This is a genomic window from Cupriavidus phytohabitans, assembly GCF_017815025.1.
Taxonomy (GTDB): domain Bacteria; phylum Pseudomonadota; class Gammaproteobacteria; order Burkholderiales; family Burkholderiaceae; genus Cupriavidus.
This window is the reverse complement of the sequence record NZ_JAGIQB010000009.1, coordinates 146516-164109: the sequence shown is the minus strand read 5'-3', so window position 1 is coordinate 164109 and position 17594 is coordinate 146516. Positions and strand designations below refer to the sequence as shown.

The window sequence follows — 17594 nt, the reverse complement described above, 5'->3', positions numbered from 1 at the left end:
TATTCTCTTTGCCCCCTGACGCCCTGACGCCTGACTTCTTCCCCGACCGATGCAGTTACCGCAGCCACGCCGCGCTGCGGCTCAAGAGCCCATGACGTCGCTGAGTTTTCGCCCTGGCCCTGATTTCCTCGAGCAGGCGGCCACTGCTGCCTGGTTTTTCCTGGACCGCTGCGGCGCGCCCGAAGCCGGCGCACACGTAGTGGTGCCGACCGCCGCGCAGATTCCTGGCGTGCGCGAGGCGCTCGATGCCGCCGCGCGTGCGGCCGGACGGCCGCGCCTGTTGCCGCGCGTGCTGACGCTGGGCCACTGGCTGCTGGACCTGCCGCCCGACGGCACGCCGTTACGCAGCCATGCGGCGCGGCTGTTGGCGGTGCAACAGGCCGTGCGCGGGCAAGAATGGCTGCGCCGCGCCTTCGGCGCGCAGAACGAGACCGCGGCGTGGGGCCTGTCGCAAACGCTGCTTGCGATTTGCGACGAGCTGAATGCGCGCTGGCTCGAGGACGCCGCCATCCGCGATGACGACGACATTGACGGCGACGACCGCGCCGCGTTGCTGCAGGGCGCGCTGGAACGCACCTACTCGCACCTGTCCGAACGCTTCCTCGGCGAAGAGGCGCGCATCGTGCTGGCGTTCTGGCAGGCGCTGTCGGGGCCCGACGATCCGCTGCCGGCGCGGCGCCGCGCGCTGCGCGAACTGTCGCAGCAGCTGCGCGGCCCGGTGGTGTGGATCGCGCCGACGCCCCCTACGCCGCTCGAAGCCGCGTTCCTGCGCGATGCCGCCGAACTGGTGCCGGTACTGCAGGTCGGGTACGACTGGGCGGGGCAGGGAGATGTGGACTCCGATGCGGACGCCGCCGACTGGTACCAGACGCTGCTGTCGCTGTGGCCCGAAGCACGGATTGCCGAAGATGGAGACGTCACTGCGCCGCCCGCCATGCCGGCACTGCCCGAACAACGCCCGGCCATCCGCGTGATCGGCAGCGCGCGCTTCGAGGACGAAGCCGCGGCCGCAGCGGCGCAGCTGGTGCAATGGCTCAACGAAGGCCGCCGCCAGGTTGCGCTGGTGGCCCATGACCGCGTGGTGGCGCGGCGCGCGCGGGCGCTGCTGGCGCGTGCCGGCGCACCGGTGCGCGACGAGACCGGCTGGAAGCTGTCGACCACACGCGCGGCCGCCGCGCTGATGCGCTGGTTCGACCTGCTGGTGCGCGACGGCGATACCGCGGCGCTGCTCGACCTGTTGAAAAGCCCGTTCTGCCTGCCCGATTTCGCCGAGCGCGGCGCGGCCATCGCGCTGCTGGAGCGCCAGGTGCGGCGCGAGGGCATCACCGGCGGCTGGCCGCGCCTTCGGCAATTGTTCGGCAGCGTACCGACCAGCGCGCCCGAGCCTGGCAGCTACGAGGACGAACAGGCGGACGAACAGGCGGACGAGGCAGCCCAGGCGCCGCGTCGCGCCGCACGTGCATTGGTCGCCGTGTTGGCCGACGAGGCGGCACGCTGGCCGCGCGGCCTTGCGCAGCATCCGCTGGCAACGTGGCTGGAGCGGCTCGACGGCATGCTCGACGGCCTTGGCATGCGCGCCGCGCTGGCCGCCGACGATGCCGGCAGCCAGCTGCTCGACGCACTGGCCCGGCTGCAGGAGCTGCCGCACGATGAAACCGGCGGCCACGCCACGCTGTCGCAGGGCGAGTTCCGCGCCATGTTGTCGGCGCTGCTCGAATCGGTCGCATACAAGGAGCCTTCGGCAAGCGGCCCGGCGCGCATCACCATCCTGCCGCTGAACGGCGCGCGCATGCGCCGTTTCGAGGGCGTGGTGATCGTAGGTTGCGACGATGCGCAATTGCCGTCGAGCGCGGCCGAGCTGATGTTCTTCTCCAACCAGATGCGCCGCGAGCTGGACCTCGAAGACCGCGAGGCGCGCTTCGCCCAGCAGGCGCGCGACCTGGCGGAGGTGCTGCTGAACAACGCCGACGTGGTGATGACCTGGCAGCGCTTCGGCGGCCGCGGCGAACCGCATCACGTGTCGGGCTGGATCGAGCGGCTGGCGGCATGCTGCGCACGCAGCGGCGTCGTCATCGACGGCAACGCCGTGCCGCAGGCCCATGAAACCTTCGCCGAACCGCAAGGCATGCCCGCGCCGTCCGCGTTGCCGGAGCTGGTGCCGCAGCGCTGGAGCGCGCAGGCCTACAACATGCTGCGCCGCTGCCCGTACCAGTTCTTCGCCGGCCGCATGCTCGGCCTCGCCGGGCTCGAGACCGTCAGCGACGAACTGGAAAAGCGCGAGATCGGCGAGCACCTGCACCGCGTGCTGCTGCGCTACCACAAGGACCTGCACGCGCGCCGCGAGCGCGGCGAAACGCTGCCGCAAGACCAGCGCCTGGCGCGGCTGCGCGAGATTTCGGACGATGTGTTCGGCGCGCTGATGGCCGAGGACGGCAATGCCATTGCCTATTACCGGCGCTGGTGCGAGGTGCTGTCGTCGTATGTCGCCTGGCAGTCGGCGCGCGAGGCCGAGGGCTGGTTCTGGCGCGGCGGCGAGCTCGATGCCGGCATCGACCTGCCCATGCCCGACGGCCAGCCCTTGCGGCTGACCGGACGCATCGACCGGCTCGACCAGGGGCCGGACGGCGCGCATGCGGTGCTCGACTACAAGACGCAGAGTGCCACGCGGCTCAAGCGCAAGCTGGCCGAGGTCGAGGAAGACTGCCAGCTGCCGTTCTACGGGCTGTTGCGCGCCGATGCGGTGGACGGCAGCTGGGTGTCGCTTGAAGGCGCGAAGGAAAGCGCGCGCGACACCTCGGCGGCAGCGCAACGCGAGGTCGGGCTGCCCGACTTCCAGGCCGCCGTCACCTGGCTCGAACGGCAGATGCGCCATGACGTGATGCGGCTGCGGCAGGGGGCTAAGCTTCCAGCATTTGGCGATGCCTCGGCCTGCGTGTATTGCACCGCCCGCGGCCTGTGCCGCAAGGGCTTCTGGGAATCCACCGCCGTGCCGGTGCTGAAAACATGATGGTCCACGATCCGCTCAATACCCAGGTCCAGCCTTACCAGCGCGATGGCCATCCCGTGTCGGAGGCCGAGTTCACCTGCGCGGCCTGCGATCCTGCGCGCTCCGTCGTGGTCGAGGCCTGCGCCGGCAGCGGCAAGACCTGGCTGCTGGTGGCGCGCCTGGTGCGCCTGCTGCTGGCCGGCGCCGCGCCGCACGAGATCCTCGCGATCACCTTCACGCGCAAGGCCGCCGAAGAAATGCGCGACCGCCTGCTGGAAGTGCTGGCGCAACTGTCGCGCGATCCCGACGACGACGTCATCGCCGCGCTGGTGCAGCGCGGCCTCAGCCCGGAAGCAGCGCGCGAGGCGCTGCCGCGCGCGCGCCGCCTGCACGCGCAGGTGCTGGCCGCGCCCGGGCGCATGGCCATCGATACCTTCCACGGCTGGTTCGGCACGCTGCTGCGCGGCGCGCCGCTGGCGTCGGGCATCGTGCCCGGCGCGTCGCTGCGCGAAGATGCGTTGCGCATGAAGCGTGAAGCGTGGGCGCCGGTCTGGCGCGCGCTGGCCACGCCGCAATACGAAGACCTGCGCGCCGCATGGGAAACGCTGGTCGACACCGTGGGGGACTTCCAGGCGCGCGCGCTGCTCGACGCCATGTTCCACGCCCGCAGCGAATGGTGGGCGATGCAGGAGGGCGGCAGCCCGCTGCAGGCGCTGTCCGACTGCCTTGGTGAAGACGCCCAGGGCGACGTGCTGCTGCAGGCGCTGGCCGACGAAGGCTGGCGCGATGCCTGCGAGACGCTGGCACTGCGCCTGGGCGGCGGCGGCAAGACCGAGCAGACCCATGCCACGCGCATCACCGACGCGCTGATGGCCATTACTGCCTGGCGCGAAGCCGGCGCGGCGCCGGGCAAGGCCGCCGAACGCGTGTTCGCACAATTGCGCGCGGCGTTCTTCACCACCACGGGCGAGCCGCGCTCGCTGCGCCGGACCAACGCCCTCGTCAAGGCCGCGGGAGGCGAGGGCATGGTCGATACGCTGCTCGACCAGCATGCTTCCATCTGCGCGATGCTCGACGAGATCAGCGCCCGCTGCTGCGAGGCCGCGGTGCTCGCCATCAACCAGGCGCTGTTCTGCATCGGCGACGCGTTGCTGACGCGCTACCAGCAGCACAAGCAGGAACAGCGCGCGATGGACTTCGCCGACCTGGAATGGCAGGCCGCGCAGCTGATGTCCGACGAAGAGACCGCGACCTACCTGCAGGTGCGGCTCGATGCGCGCTACCGCCACCTGCTGCTCGACGAATTCCAGGACACCAACCCGCTGCAGTGGCGCATCCTGCAGGGCTGGCTGGCTGGCTACGCAGGCCTGGGCGAGCGCCCGACGGTGTTCCTTGTGGGCGATCCCAAGCAGTCGATCTACCGCTTCCGCCGCGCCGACGCGCGCCTGTTCGGCGCTGCCGGCGAGATGCTGCGCGACGCGTTCGGGGCGACGGTGCTGCGCACCAACCGCACCCGGCGCAATCGCGCCGAGGTGCTGGAGTGGGTCAATGCCGTGTTCGACGCGGCGCGCGCGGAAGGGCGCTACCCGCTGTACGAGACGCAGACCTCGGCGCTGGCCGAAGGCGGCGGTCCGGTGTGGCTGCTGCCGCTGGTAGAGGCCGAAGAGAAAGCCGAAGGCAAGGCGGGCGACAGCGAAGCGAGCGAGACGGAAGCGCAGGCCGGCGACGGCGCCATGCACCGCGACACGCTGCTGCAGCCGCGCCGGCAGGCCGGCGATTCGCTGCGCCTGGAGGAAGGCCGGCGCGTGGCCGCGTGGCTGCGCCATGTGCGCGACACCGTGCCGGTCCACGAGAACGGCGCCACGCGCCCCGCCCGCTGGAGCGACATGCACCTGCTGGTGCGCCGCAAGACCCATCTCGCCGACTACGAGCGCGCGCTGCGCGAGCGGGGCATCCCATGCCTGAGCCCGCGCCGCGGCGGCCTGCTGGCCACGCTGGAAGCGCTGGACCTGTCGGCCTTGCTGGCCTTCCTGATGACACCGGAGTCCGATCTCGATCTCGCCCATGTGCTCAAGAGCCCGCTGGTCGGCGCGACCGACGATGACCTGCTGGCCCTGGCGCAGCTGGAAGGCGAGGGCGGCTGGTGGGCGCGCATCGAAGCCAGCGGCCTGCCCGGGCACGTCTCGGACGCATTGCGCGCAGGCGTGCCGCGGCTGCGCCAGTGGCTGCGCGTCGCGCCGCACCAGCCGGTGCACGACCTGATCGACCAGATCTTCCACGGCGGCGAAGTCCGGCGCCGTTATGCCGAAGCCGCGCCGCCGGATATCCGCGAGCAGGTGCTGGCCAATCTTGATGCCTTCCTGAAGCTGTCGCTGGATCTGGACGGCGGCCGTTACCCGAGCCTGCCCAAGTTCATCGACGAGCTGCAGGAGATCCGCCGTGGCGACGAGGGCGAGAGCCCCGACGAAGGCGGCATGGGCGACAACGCCGAAGACGTCGAACCGGCGGAGGACGATGCCGCCTTTGCCGGCCTCGACGCAGTTCACATCCTGACCGTGCATGCGGCCAAGGGCCTGGAGGCGCCGTTCGTGGTGCTTCTCGATGCCAACCACAGCGATCCCGCCGCGGACAAGGGCGGGATCCTGGTCGACTGGCCGCCGTCGTCGCCGGTGCCGCGGCATTTCTCGGCGTATGGCAAGCGCAGCGAACGCGGACTGGCGCGCGCGCCGATGTTCGAGGCCGAGGCTGCGCTGGGCGAGCGGGAGAATTGGAACCTGCTCTACGTCGCCATGACGCGGGCGCAGCAGGGCCTGCTGGTCAGCGGCGTGAAGGGCCGCGCCAGTCGCGCCGCCGCCGGCGAGAACAACGCGGAAATCGCCGGCAGCTGGTACGTGCGGCTGCAGGGCGCGGGCGTGGGCGAGATGTTGCCCGCGTACCCAGGGCAACCGGAACAAGCGGGCGACAGCGAGGCGCCAGTACTGGCACGCCTGAGCGAGCCGGTGCGCTTCACCGACTTCCGCCTGCGCTACCGCGACGCCGGGGCGCTGCCATCGTTCGAGGACGACGCGCGGGCCGAGGAGGATCCGTCGGCAGACGACGGCATCGTCTTCAACGCCGCGGCAGCCCGCCACGGCGAACTGGTGCACGCCCTGCTGGAGCGGCTGACGCGCTATCCGGAAGCCTTTGCCGGCATTCCGGACATCGACACGGTGCTGCGCTGGTTCCCGCTCACCGGCGCGCATACCGTCGAGGCACGGCAAGCGTGGCGCGAGCAGGTAGATGAAGCGCTCGCGGCGGTGCGCGCGATGCTGGGCGCGCCGGCGCTGGCGCCACTGCTGTCGTCGGACGAGGCCGGCAGCGCGCGCAATGAAGTCGAGCTGTATGACGCGCGCGGCCGGCTGCTGCGCATCGACCGGCTGGTCGAGTTCGACGACCGCGTCGTCATCGTCGACTACAAGCTGAGGCTGCTGCCGCAGGAGCACGCCGCCTATCGCGCGCAGCTGGGGCGCTACGTGGCGGCGGTCGCGCCGCTGTTCCCGGGCAAGCGCATCGAGGCCGGCGTGGCCACTGCCGACGGCCAGTGGATTCCCGCCGAGCGGCTGGCGCCGCCGATGCTGACGCAGCAGGGTTCGCTATTCTGAGTGGCGATCGCGCCGGACAGCTTCCGCAAATCGGCGCAGAATGGGCCGTGGGTGCGCCGGGTCCGGCGCGCGCCAGATGGCATGCTGTACTAAAGTGACAGGGACGGCGCTGCAGGCGGCGTGCGCATGTCGATGCGGAAACGATGCGGAAAGCTGTTCGCGTAAGCGTGGGGTGAAGCGGTGGAAGGGTGAAGCAGGAGGGATAGCGGGGAGGTGGACGAGCCTGACCCTCGGCACTGGTGGAAAACGGCTGTGGCTGCTTCGTTCCCGACCTGACCAGGTTGACCGCGCCACCATGCGAGGAGGCCCGTCCGAGCGGCATTGTAACCTAGTCCGAGGCATCGCGTCGAATTGCCTTGTCCGCCACGGGTCATTGCATGCGGCAAGGCGCCGGCTTGATCTGGCGCAGGCAGTGCAGGCCGCGCTGGCCCGACCATGACAGGCCGCCGCATTGCAGCGGCGCGGCGCGCCGGCGATGCGCGTCCCGGATCCACCGATTCACCCAACCTCGGAGCGTGGTGAGCCCAGACATGAACGCAAACGACCAGATCATTCACGGTGCCATGGCGCCGCAGGAAATCTCCACCGAAGTCCTGATCGAAAAATACGCCAAAGGCGAAGAAGGCAGCATTGCCGACGTCAGGCAGCGTGTGGCGCTGGCGCTGGCCCAGGCCGAGCCGGAGGACCAGCGCGAGGCCTGGAGCGCGCGCTTCCTGTGGGCGCAGGAAAACGGCTTCGTGCCCGCCGGGCGCATCAATTCCGCCGCCGGCACCGGTATCCAGGCCACGCTGATCAACTGCTTCGTGCAACCGGTGGGCGACTCGGTGTCGGAAGCGCGCGACGGCCGGCCCAGCATCTACACCGCGGTGGCGCAGGCGGCCGAAACCATGCGCCGCGGCGGCGGCGTCGGCTATGACTTCTCGGCGATCCGGCCGGCGGGCGCGCTGGTGCGTGCGACGCATTCGCGCGCGTCGGGGCCGGTGTCGTTCATGAAGGTATTCGATGCCTCGTGCGCGACGGTGGAATCCGCCGGCGCGCGCCGCGGCGCGCAGATGGGCGTGCTGCGCTGCGACCATCCCGATATCGAGAGCTTCATCCACGCCAAGGACAAGGGCGACCTCACCAACTTCAATATCTCGATCGGCGTCACCGACGAATTCATGCGCGCGGTGCAGGCCGACGGCGAGGTCGAGCTGATCCATGAAGCCGAGCCCGGCGCCGACATGATCGCCGCCGGCGCCTATCGCCGCGACGACGACCAGTGGGTGTACCGCCGCCTGCCGGCACGGCAGCTGTGGGATCAGGTGATGCAGGCCACCTACGACCACGCCGAGCCTGGGATCCTGTTCCTGTCGCGCATCAATGCCGACAACAATCTCTATTACTGCGAGCGCATCGAGGCCACCAATCCCTGCGCCGAGCAGCCGCTGCCGCCGTATGGCTGCTGCTGCCTGGGTTCTATCAACCTGACGCGTTTCGTGCGCCAGCCGTTCTCGCCGCAGGCTGAATTCGACTTCGATGCCTTTGCCGAAGTGGTGCGCGTGGCCACGCGCATGCTCGACAACGTGCTCGACGTGACCTTCTGGCCGTTGCCCGAGCAGCAGGCCGAGGCCCACGCCAAGCGCCGCGTCGGCCTGGGTTTCCTGGGGCTGGGCAGCGCGCTGGTGATGCTGGGCCTGCGCTACGACACCGAGCCGGCGCGGCAACTGGCGGCGCGCATTGCCGAGCGCATGCGCGACGAGGCCTACCTGGCCTCGACCGAACTGGCGGCGCTGAAGGGCGCCTTCCCGCTGCTGGATGTCGACGCCTACCTGCAGAGCGGCTTCGCCAGCCGGCTGCCGCAGGCCGTGCGCGATGCCATTGCGCGCAACGGCCTGCGCAATTCGCACCTGCTGTCGATCGCGCCGACCGGCACGATCACGCTTGCCTTTGCCGACAATGCCTCCAACGGCATCGAGCCGGCCTTCTCCTGGACCTACAACCGCCGCAAGCGGATGCCGGACAACAGCTACCGCTCGTTCGAGGTGGCGGACCACGCCTGGCGCCTCTACCGTCACATGGGCGCCGACATGGCGCAGCTGCCGGACAGCTTTGTCACGGCGCTGCAGATGTCGGCGCTGGACCATATGCGCATGCTGGAAGCGGTGCAGCCGTATATCGACACCAGCATCAGCAAGACCGTCAACGTGCCGGAGGACTATCCGTACGAGGCCTTCCGCCACCTGTACCTGGAGGCTTGGCAGGCGGGGCTGAAGGGGCTGGCGACCTATCGCCCCAATCCGGTGCTTGGCGCGGTGCTGTCGGTCGACGCGCCAGCGGCAGCGCCTGCTGCGGTGGCCGACGACAACCCGCTGGTGCGCCCGTTCAACAGCCGGCCGGTCGGCGACCTGGAGGGCGTGACCTCCAAGGTCGAATACCTGACCTACGAAGGCCACAAGACCGTCTACCTGACCGTCAATTTCATGCGCGTGGCGGGCGTCGCCGACGGCAGGCCCGTGGCCATCGAGCGGCCGGTGGAGTTCTTCATGCCGGCGGGGCAGCGCAGCGAGGGCCAGCAGTGGATCACCTCGACCATGCGGCTGCTGTCGATGGTGGCGCGCTCGGGCGGCTCGGTCGCCAAGGCGCTGGCCGACATGCGCAACGTGGTGTGGGACAAGGGTACCGTGCGCTATGGCTCGCTGGTGCGGCAGGACGGCACCGAGGTGCCGCGCTTCCATGACTCGGAAGTGGCGGCGCTCGGCTATGCGCTGCAGCGCATCCTGATCAAGCGCGGCTTCCTCGATGCGGAAGGCGGGCAGGTGCCGGTGGCGGCGCTGGCAGCCCGCCTGGCGCAGCGCGAGGCGGGCGGGGCGGCGGCCGCGGAGGCCGGGATCGCGGTCCAGGCCGGCGCCGGCGTGGCCACTCCCGGCGTGGGCACCGGCAAGCCTTGCCCGGAGTGTGGCGCGCACGCCCTGCACAAGGTCGACGGCTGTGCGAAATGCGCCAATTGCGGCTACGTGGGCGAATGCGGCTGAGGCCGTCCCGCGCCTGAAACCCGCCAGCGGCGCGGCGCCGCTGGCAGGCCTGCGCTCCAGGCCGCAAACTCCGGCCCCGCCGCGGGTTGCGGGCGGTCGCCATTTGCTACAATCGCCGCCATGAGTTATCAAGTTCTAGCGCGCAAATGGCGCCCCAGGGATTTCACCACGCTGGTCGGCCAGGAGCACGTGGTCCGCGCGCTCACGCACGCGCTGGAACAGCAGCGGCTGCACCACGCCTACCTGTTCACCGGCACGCGCGGGGTCGGCAAGACCACGCTCTCGCGGATCCTGGCCAAGGCCCTGAATTGCACCGGCGCTGACGGTAACGGCGGCATCACCGCCCAGCCATGCGGGGTGTGCAAGGCCTGCACCGAGATCGACAGCGGCCGCTTCGTCGACTACATCGAGATGGACGCCGCCTCCAACCGCGGCGTCGACGAGATGGCGCAGCTGCTCGACAAGGCGGTCTACGCGCCGGGCACCGGGCGCTTCAAGGTCTACATGATCGACGAAGTGCACATGCTCACCAACCACGCCTTCAACGCCATGCTGAAGACGCTGGAAGAGCCGCCCGGGCACGTCAAGTTCATCCTCGCCACCACCGATCCGCAGAAGATCCCGGTCACGGTGCTGTCGCGCTGCCTGCAGTTCAACCTCAAGCAGATGCCGCCAGGGCATATCGTCTCGCACCTGGACCATATCCTGGCGCAGGAAGGCATTGCCCATGACGGCAACGCGCTGCGGCTGCTGGCGCAGGCCGCGCACGGCTCGATGCGAGATGCGCTGTCGCTGACCGACCAGGCCATCGCCTACAGCGCGGGACAGGTCTCCGAGGAAGCAGTGCGCGGCATGCTGGGCGCGATCGACCAGGGTTTCCTGGTGCAGCTGCTCGATGCGCTCGCCGCCGAAGATGGTGCCGCCATGCTGGGCATCGCCGATGCCATGGCCGACCGCAGCCTGTCGTTTGCCGGCGCGCTGCAGGACCTGGCTTCGCTGCTGCACAAGGTGGCGCTGGCGCAGGCCGTGCCGGCTTCGGTGCAGGAGGAATGGCCGGAGGCGGACGATGTGCGCCGCCTCGCCGGCGTGTTCGACGCGCAGGAGGTGCAGCTCTTCTACCAGATTGCCAACCTCGGCCGCAATGAGCTGGCGCTGGCGCCGGACGAGTACGCCGGCTTCACCATGACGCTGCTGCGCATGCTGGCGTTCCGGCCCTCGGCGTCGCCGGAGCCGACGCCCCCGACCGTGGCGCAAGGGCAGGGCGGCGGCGCCGCGCCGTCGCGGCCGCGCAGTGCGGCGCTGGCGGCCGATCCGGCCACGTCCCGGCATGCCGCCGTGGCGGCTGGGTCCGCACCGGCTGCTGTCACGGCGCCGGTGCCGCCGGCGGCAAAGCCCGCCGCCCCGGCACCCGTCTTCGATCCGGTGGCCGAGCCCGCAGCACCAGTTGCGCCAGCCGCACCGGCCCGGCCCGCGCACGACGCCGCCATGTCGCCAGCCCGTGCCGCGCTGGCGGCCGCACGTGCCGCCTCCGCGCGCGGTGGCGCGCGCAATGCCCCGCCGCCTGCCGCGCCCGCCGCTGCAGCGGCTCCCGCGCAGCGCCCGCCGGCACAGCCTTTGCGCGCGCCGGGTGCCGCAGCCGTGAGCCGTCCCGCCGCGCCCCCGGCCCGGCCGGCCCCGCCGCCGCCCGCACAGGCCCAGGCACCGGCGCAGCCTTCGGCAGCGCCCGCCGGGCCGACCCCGGCCGCGCGCCGGCCTGAACCGGAATCGGTGCCGCCGTGGGAAATTGCCGGCGGCAGCGATGTGCCGCCATGGGAAGACCTGCCGCCGGACCTGCCTGTCATCGGTCCCTATGACAGCGACCCGGGCTACCGCGCGGACGAGCGTGACAATGGCTTCGGCGACAATGGTTTCAGCGAGCCGCCGGCCCGTGCCAATCCACGCAACGGCGCGGCCAGGCCCGCCAGCGCGCCCGTGCGCGAAGCCGAACCTGTGCGTGAGGTCGCCGCGCCGGCTGCACCCGCTGAGGGCGCCAAGCTCGTCGCCCCACGCCCGCCCGCAGCCGGCGAAGACGGCTCGCCGCCGGTCTTCACCGGCGACTGGCCGGCGCTGGCTGCCGGCCTGCCGCTCAAGGGCCTGGCGCAACAGCTGGCATACCAGAGCGAACTGACTCAGGTGGTCGGCAATACTTTCAACCTGCGCATCCCGGTGGCTGCCCTCGGCGAGAACGGCGTCGCCGAACGCCTGCAGCAGGTGCTGCGCGACCACTTCGGCCAGCCGGTGCGCGTGCTGTGCGAAGTCGGCGCGGTCGCGGTCACCGCCGCGGCGGCCGACGCCCAGGCACGTGCCGAGCGCCAGCGCGAAGCCGAGGCCGCGATCGAGGCCGACCCCTTTGTGCAAGGACTGCTGCGCGACTTCGGCGGCCAGATCGTGCCGGGCTCGATCCAGCCGCGCGCGGCCTGACGGCCCGGATCTGCCACCATCCGCCACGAATTCCCACCACAGAATTTCCTACCGAATCCAGGAGCGTTCCATCATGATGAAAGGTCAACTCGCCGGGCTGATGAAGCAAGCCCAGCAGATGCAGGAAAACATGAAGAAGATGCAGGAGCAGCTGGCCCAGATCGAGGTCGAGGGCCAGTCCGGCGCCGGTCTCGTCAAGGTGGTCATGACCTGCAAGAACGACGTCAAGCGCGTCACCATCGACCCCAGCCTGCTGGCCGAAGGCGAGGACAAGGACCTGCTGGAAGACCTGGTTGCCGCCGCCTTCAATGACGCTGTGCGCAAGGCCGAGGCCACCACGCAGGAAAAGATGGGCTCGATGACCTCGGGCCTGCCGCTGCCCCCTGGCTTCAAGCTGCCGTTCTGAAGGCAGGGGTGAAAGCGGGTGTGAAGGGTTCCGCGCCGACTTCGCTGCAGGCGCTGGTCGAGGCGCTGCGGGTGCTGCCGGGCGTCGGGCCCAAGTCCGCCCAGCGCATGGCCTACCACCTGCTGCAGCACGACCGCGAGGGCGCGCGCAAGCTGGGCGACGCGCTGCGCGGCGCGGCGGACCATATCCGCCACTGCCAGCGCTGCAATACCTTCACCGAGCAGGAGATCTGCGAAACCTGCCTGGACGACCGCCGCGACGCCGCGCTGCTGTGCGTGGTGGAAACCCCGGCCGACCAGGTCATGATCGAGCAGACGCTGACTTACCGCGGCAAGTACTTCGTGCTGATGGGCCGGCTCTCGCCGCTGGACGGCATCGGCCCGCGCGAGATCCACCTGGACCGGCTGCTGGCGCGCGCCACCGAGCCTGAGCTGGGCGGCCCGGTCGGCGAAGTCATCGTCGCCACCAACTTCACCAGCGAAGGCGAGGCCACCGCCCACTACATCGGCGAAATGCTCAAGGCGCGCGGCCTCAAGGTGTCGCGCCTGGCGCGCGGCGTGCCGGTCGGCGGCGAGCTGGAATACGTCGACGCCGGCACCATTGCGCGCGCGGTGATGGACCGCCGCACTCTCTGATCCCTGCGGCGCGGGGCGGCATGCCCGCGCCGGACTTTTCCGCGTCTGCCTGCCCCATGAACCTGGCCCGCTTCGATCTCGTCACGCTTGGCTTGTTCGTCGCCGTGGCGCGCCAAGGCAGCATCTCGGCCGGCGCGCGCCAGTCGCACCTGGCCGTGGCCGCCGCCAGCAAGCGCATTTCGGACCTGGAGAACGCGGTGGGCGCGCCGCTGTTTTTCCGCCATGCCGCCGGCGTCCAACTGACTGAAGCCGGGCAGGCCTGCTTCCACCATGCGCTGACCATCCTGCAGGATGTCGAGCGCATGGCCGGCGTGATGTCCGACTATGCCTCCGGCGTGCGCGGACAGGTGCGCGTCTGCGCCAACACATCGGCGATCACGCAGTTCCTGCCGGACGACCTGGCGTCGTTCATGCAGCGCCATCCCACCATCCGCATCGAACTGGAAGAGCAGAACAGCCGCGACATCGTTGCCGCGCTGGTGGAGAACCGCGCCGATGTCGGCATCTTTGCCGACCGCACCCCGGCGGCGGGGCTGATGACGGTTGAGTACCGCCAGGACGAGCTGGTCATCATCACGCCGCCCAACCATCCGCTGGCTGCGCGCGGCCCGGTGCGCTACGCCGATACGCTCGAATTCGACTTCGTCAGCCTGCCGCAGGAAACCTCGCTGGCGGCGCGGCTGCTCGAGGAAAGCAGCCGGCTCGACCGGCCCTTCCGGCTGCGCATCCAGGTGCGCAGCTTCGACGCCATGTGCCGCATGGTGATGGCCGGACTCGGCGTGGGTGTGCTGCCGCGCATCGCCGCCGAGCCGCACGTCAAGTCGATGGGTTTGTCGCTGGTGTCGTTGCAGGATGCCTGGGCGCGCCGCTCGCTACTGATCGGCCTGCGCGACCCGGCCGGGCTGACGGTGTCGGCGCGGCTGCTGATCACCCATCTGTGCGGGGATAAGGCGCCGTTCTGACGCCCGGGCGCCAGGCGCCCCCGGAGCCTTTCGCGTTCCGAGAAAACCCGCTTCTCCGATTGCCGATTCCTGGCTCGCCCCTGGCTGGGGCACACTCCGTGCCAATGACAGACGCGCCGGTATCGATCCCACGGATCGAATTTTCGCGGCGCAACAAATCCCCCGCATTGCACGGAGACACGCCATGGCGCAACAGATCCTCGAGGGCATCCGCGTCCTCGAACTCGGACAACTTATCGCCGGCCCCTTTGCCGCGAAGACCCTGGCCGATTTCGGCGCTCACATCATCAAGGTAGAGCCGCCCGGGCAGGGCGATCCGCTGCGCAAATGGCGCATGCTGCACGAAGGCACCTCCGTGTGGTGGGAAGCCCAATCGCGCAACAAGGAATCGATCTGCATCGACCTGCGCCAGCCGGAAGGGCAGGCACTGGTGCGCAAGCTGGCCGCCGAGGCCGACGTGCTGATCGAGAACTTCCGCCCTGGCACCATGGAGAAGTGGGGCCTGGGCTGGGACGTGCTGCATGCCGACAACCCGCGCCTGATCATGCTGCGCGTGTCGGGCTACGGCCAGACCGGCCCGAAGAAGGACGAGCCGGGTTTTGCCGCTGTGGCCGAGGCCATGGCGGGACTGCGCCACCTGACCGGAGAGCCGGGCCGCGCGCCGGTGCGCGCCGGGTTGTCGCTGGGCGACACCATCGCCGGGCTGCACGGCGCCATGGGCGTTCTGCTCGCGCTGTACCAGCGCGATGCGCGTGGCGGCGAAGGCCAGGTGATCGACGTGGCCCTCTATGAATCGCTGTTCAACCTGAGCGAAAGCCTGCTGCCGGAATACTCCGCCTTCGGCGCGGTGCGCCAGCCCGCCGGCGGGGCGCTGCCCGGCATCGCCCCGTCCAACGCCTACCCCTGCAGCAGCGGCGAATACGTGCTGGTGGCGGCCAACGGCGATGCCATCTTCAAGCGCATGATGCTGGCCATCGGCCGGCCCGACCTGGCCGATGACCCGGCGCTGGCGCAGAATGACGGCCGCGTGAAACGCGTCGACGAAATCGATGCCGCCATCGCCGACTGGACCCGCACGCAGACGGTGGAATCGGTGCTTGCCGTGCTGCGCGAGGCGCAGGTGCCGTCGGGCCGCATCTATACCGTCAAGGACATTGCCGAAGACCCGCACTACCGCGCCCGCGGCGTGATCGAGTCGGTGACCTCGGCCGGCGGCCTGACCGTGGAAGTGCCGGGCGTGGTGCCCAGGCTGTCGGCGAGCCCGGGCGGCATCCATGACCGCGCGCCCACGCTGGGCGAGCATACCGATGCAGTGCTGAAGCAGGCGGGCTTCGATGACGCCGCCATTGCCGACCTGCGCGCCCGCAAGGTGATCGCATGAGCGCCGCCGCCCAGCTGCGCGGCCCGGCCCGCGTCGAAATCAATGAAGTCGCGCCGCGCGACGGTCTGCAGATCGAGCCGGTGGTGGTGCCTACCGACGGCAAGGTCGCCTTCGTCGACGCGCTGTCGGCGTGCGGCTTCGCGCGCATCGAAGCCACCTCGTTCACGTCGGCACGGGCCATCCCCGCGCTGGCAGATGCCGAAGCGGTGATGCACCAGATCCAGCGCTTCACCGGCGTGCGCTACACGGTGCTGGTGCCCAACCTGCGCGGCCTGGAACGCGCGCTGTCGTGCCGGCCGGACGAGGTCAACCTGGTGATGTCGGCCAGCGAGACGCACAACCGCGCCAACCTGCGCATGACGCGCGAGCAATCGCAGGCGCAGTTGCTGGCGATGATCGACGCCGCCAGCACGGCCGGCGTGCCGGTCAATATCTCGCTGTCGACGGTGTTCGGCTGCCCCTTCGAGGGCGAGGTCGAGGCCGGCGCAGTGATGGCGCTGGCCACGCGCTTCGCCGAAGCCGGCGCGGCGGGCATCACGCTGTGCGACACCACCGGCATGGCCTATCCCACGCAAGTGGCCGCGCTGTGCGAGCGGTTCCAGGCGGCGCTGCCCGGCACCGGCCTCACCATCCACCTGCACAACACGCGCGGCATGGGCCTGGCCAATGCGCTGGCGGCATGGGAGACCGGCGTGGCCCGCTTCGACGCGGCCGCTGGCGGCCTCGGCGGCTGCCCGTACGCGCCCGGTGCCAGCGGCAACGTCAGCACCGAGGACCTGGTCCACATGTTCGACTGCATGGGCGTGCAGACCGGCGTCAACCTCGGTGCGCTGCTCGATGCGGTAGCCGGCCTGCCCGCGCTGGTCGGCCGCGACATCCACAGCCAGTTGCTCAGCGCCGGCCCGCGCCTGCGCACGCACCAGCCGCCGGCATGGATGGCGGAGCATTTCGCGGCGCAAGCCTAGTGCCGCACCCGGACAACAACAAGACATTGGCAATACAAATGGAGACCCTCATGAAGCAAGCCCTTCAACGCATCGCTGCCAAGCCCACCACCACCTTCGCCAACCGGCGCAAGGCCGTCGCCGCCACGCTGGCGGCTCTCGGTGCCGCGTGGCTGGCGCCTTCCGCGCTGGCGCAGGACGCCTATCCCAGCCGCCCGGTCACGCTGGTGGTATCCGCCGCGGCAGGCGGCACCACCGACATCGCGGCACGGATGATTTCGGAGCCGCTGTCCAAGGCGCTTGGCCAGCCGGTCGTGGTCGACAACAAGCCCGGCGGCAACGGCGGCATCGCCGCGCAGCTGGTGGCGCGCGCCAAGCCGGACGGCTACACGCTGATGCTGCAGTACTCGGGCTTCCACGTGATCACGCCGCTGCTGATGAAGAACCTGTCGTGGGATCCGGTCAAGGACTTCGCGCCGGTGGCCAATATCCTGTCGGCGCCGCAGGTGCTGGTGGTGCGCCAGAGCCTGCCGGTCAAGTCGCTGAAGGAACTGGTGGCATATGCCAAGGCCAACCCGGACAAGCTCAACTACGCGTCGTCGGGTAACGGTTCGCTGCAGCACGTTTCGACCGAGCTGCTGAACCAGATGGCCGGCACCAGGATCGCCCACGTCCCGTACAAGGGCACCGGTCCGGCCATCACCGACCTGCTGGGCGGCACGGTCGACCTGACCATGACCACGCCGCCCCCGCTGATGGGCCATATCGCCGCGGGCAAGCTGCGCCCGCTGGTGGTGACCAGCAAGACGCGCCTGCCCAGCCTGAAGGACGTGCCGTCGGCACCCGAGGCCGGCTATCCCGATCTCGACGTGTCGTCGTGGTTCGCGATGTACGCGCCGGCCGGCACGCCCAAGGCCGTGGTCGACAAGCTCGCCGGCGAGATCGAGAAGATCATGCGCACCGAAGCCTTCCGCAAGAAGGCCGAGGAACTGGGCGCCGAGGCGAAGTACATGAACCCGCAGCAGCTGGCGCAGTACCAGAAGGCGGAACTGGCGCGCTGGGGCAAGGTGATCAAGTCCGCCGACATCCACGCCGAGTAAGGAGCCCGAATCTTGTCTCCCCTCTCCCATATGGGAGAGGGGCGGGGGAGAGGGCAGAGATTTCC

The 17594-nt window shown here is 70.2% G+C and carries 10 protein-coding genes and 1 other RNA gene; 10 read left to right on the top strand and 1 reads right to left on the bottom strand.

The window, feature by feature from the left end; all coding sequences use genetic code 11:
* Positions 1-91: 91 nt before the first annotated feature.
* Complete coding sequence (locus J8I34_RS08750) at positions 92-3007, top strand: PD-(D/E)XK nuclease family protein (protein ID WP_135705518.1); 2916 nt, start codon at positions 92-94, stop codon at positions 3005-3007.
* A complete protein-coding gene (locus J8I34_RS08745) occupies positions 3004-6627 on the top strand; it encodes a UvrD-helicase domain-containing protein (protein ID WP_245175838.1) in 3624 nt (1207 codons plus the stop codon). Before J8I34_RS08750 ends, J8I34_RS08745 begins: the two co-directional genes overlap by 4 nt.
* 213 nt (positions 6628-6840) lie before the next feature.
* Here the strand turns inward: J8I34_RS08745 and ffs are convergent.
* Positions 6841-6939: signal recognition particle sRNA small type (gene ffs / locus J8I34_RS08740), an RNA gene on the bottom strand.
* 218 nt (positions 6940-7157) lie between these two features.
* Between ffs and J8I34_RS08735 the strand changes: the two genes are divergently transcribed.
* The 8 genes from J8I34_RS08735 (at position 7158) to J8I34_RS08700 (ending at position 17529) form a co-directional block, all read left to right on the top strand.
* Positions 7158-9641 carry an adenosylcobalamin-dependent ribonucleoside-diphosphate reductase gene (locus J8I34_RS08735; RefSeq protein WP_195431964.1) on the top strand — a complete coding sequence of 828 codons (2484 nt, stop codon included), beginning with the start codon at positions 7158-7160 and terminating at the stop codon, positions 9639-9641.
* A gap of 120 nt (positions 9642-9761) precedes the next feature.
* A complete protein-coding gene (locus J8I34_RS08730) occupies positions 9762-12101 on the top strand; it encodes a DNA polymerase III subunit gamma/tau (RefSeq protein ID WP_209805834.1) in 2340 nt (779 codons plus the stop codon).
* Positions 12102-12174: 73 nt separating this feature from the next.
* Positions 12175-12507: a YbaB/EbfC family nucleoid-associated protein gene (locus J8I34_RS08725; RefSeq protein WP_012353187.1), complete on the top strand. Its 333-nt coding sequence runs from the start codon at positions 12175-12177 to the stop codon at positions 12505-12507.
* Between the two features lie 20 nt (positions 12508-12527).
* Positions 12528-13142: a recombination mediator RecR gene (gene recR, locus J8I34_RS08720; RefSeq protein WP_029046124.1), complete on the top strand. Its 615-nt coding sequence runs from the start codon at positions 12528-12530 to the stop codon at positions 13140-13142.
* A gap of 56 nt (positions 13143-13198) precedes the next feature.
* On the top strand, positions 13199-14104 hold the full coding sequence (locus J8I34_RS08715; protein ID WP_029046125.1) for a LysR family transcriptional regulator: 906 nt from the start codon (positions 13199-13201) through the stop codon (positions 14102-14104).
* 184 nt (positions 14105-14288) lie between these two features.
* A complete protein-coding gene (locus tag J8I34_RS08710) occupies positions 14289-15485 on the top strand; it encodes a CaiB/BaiF CoA transferase family protein (RefSeq protein ID WP_209771769.1) in 1197 nt (398 codons plus the stop codon).
* A complete protein-coding gene (locus tag J8I34_RS08705) occupies positions 15482-16450 on the top strand; it encodes a hydroxymethylglutaryl-CoA lyase (RefSeq protein ID WP_209805833.1) in 969 nt (322 codons plus the stop codon). Before J8I34_RS08710 ends, J8I34_RS08705 begins: the two co-directional genes overlap by 4 nt.
* 50 nt (positions 16451-16500) lie before the next feature.
* Entirely contained in the window at positions 16501-17529 is a 1029-nt protein-coding gene (locus J8I34_RS08700; protein WP_209805832.1) for a Bug family tripartite tricarboxylate transporter substrate binding protein, read from the top strand.
* The last annotated feature ends 65 nt before the right edge of the window (positions 17530-17594 follow it).

Coding starts and splice junctions, on each gene's coding strand:
- J8I34_RS08730 (WP_209805834.1), top strand. CDS start 9,762: ATGAGTTATCAAGTTCTAGCGCGCAAATGGCGCCCCAGGGATTTCACC.
- J8I34_RS08735 (WP_195431964.1), top strand. CDS start 7,158: ATGAACGCAAACGACCAGATCATTCACGGTGCCATGGCGCCGCAGGAA.
- J8I34_RS08710 (WP_209771769.1), top strand. CDS start 14,289: ATGGCGCAACAGATCCTCGAGGGCATCCGCGTCCTCGAACTCGGACAA.
- J8I34_RS08705 (WP_209805833.1), top strand. CDS start 15,482: ATGAGCGCCGCCGCCCAGCTGCGCGGCCCGGCCCGCGTCGAAATCAAT.
- J8I34_RS08725 (WP_012353187.1), top strand. CDS start 12,175: ATGATGAAAGGTCAACTCGCCGGGCTGATGAAGCAAGCCCAGCAGATG.
- J8I34_RS08715 (WP_029046125.1), top strand. CDS start 13,199: ATGAACCTGGCCCGCTTCGATCTCGTCACGCTTGGCTTGTTCGTCGCC.
- J8I34_RS08700 (WP_209805832.1), top strand. CDS start 16,501: ATGAAGCAAGCCCTTCAACGCATCGCTGCCAAGCCCACCACCACCTTC.
- J8I34_RS08750 (WP_135705518.1), top strand. CDS start 92: ATGACGTCGCTGAGTTTTCGCCCTGGCCCTGATTTCCTCGAGCAGGCG.
- J8I34_RS08745 (WP_245175838.1), top strand. CDS start 3,004: ATGATGGTCCACGATCCGCTCAATACCCAGGTCCAGCCTTACCAGCGC.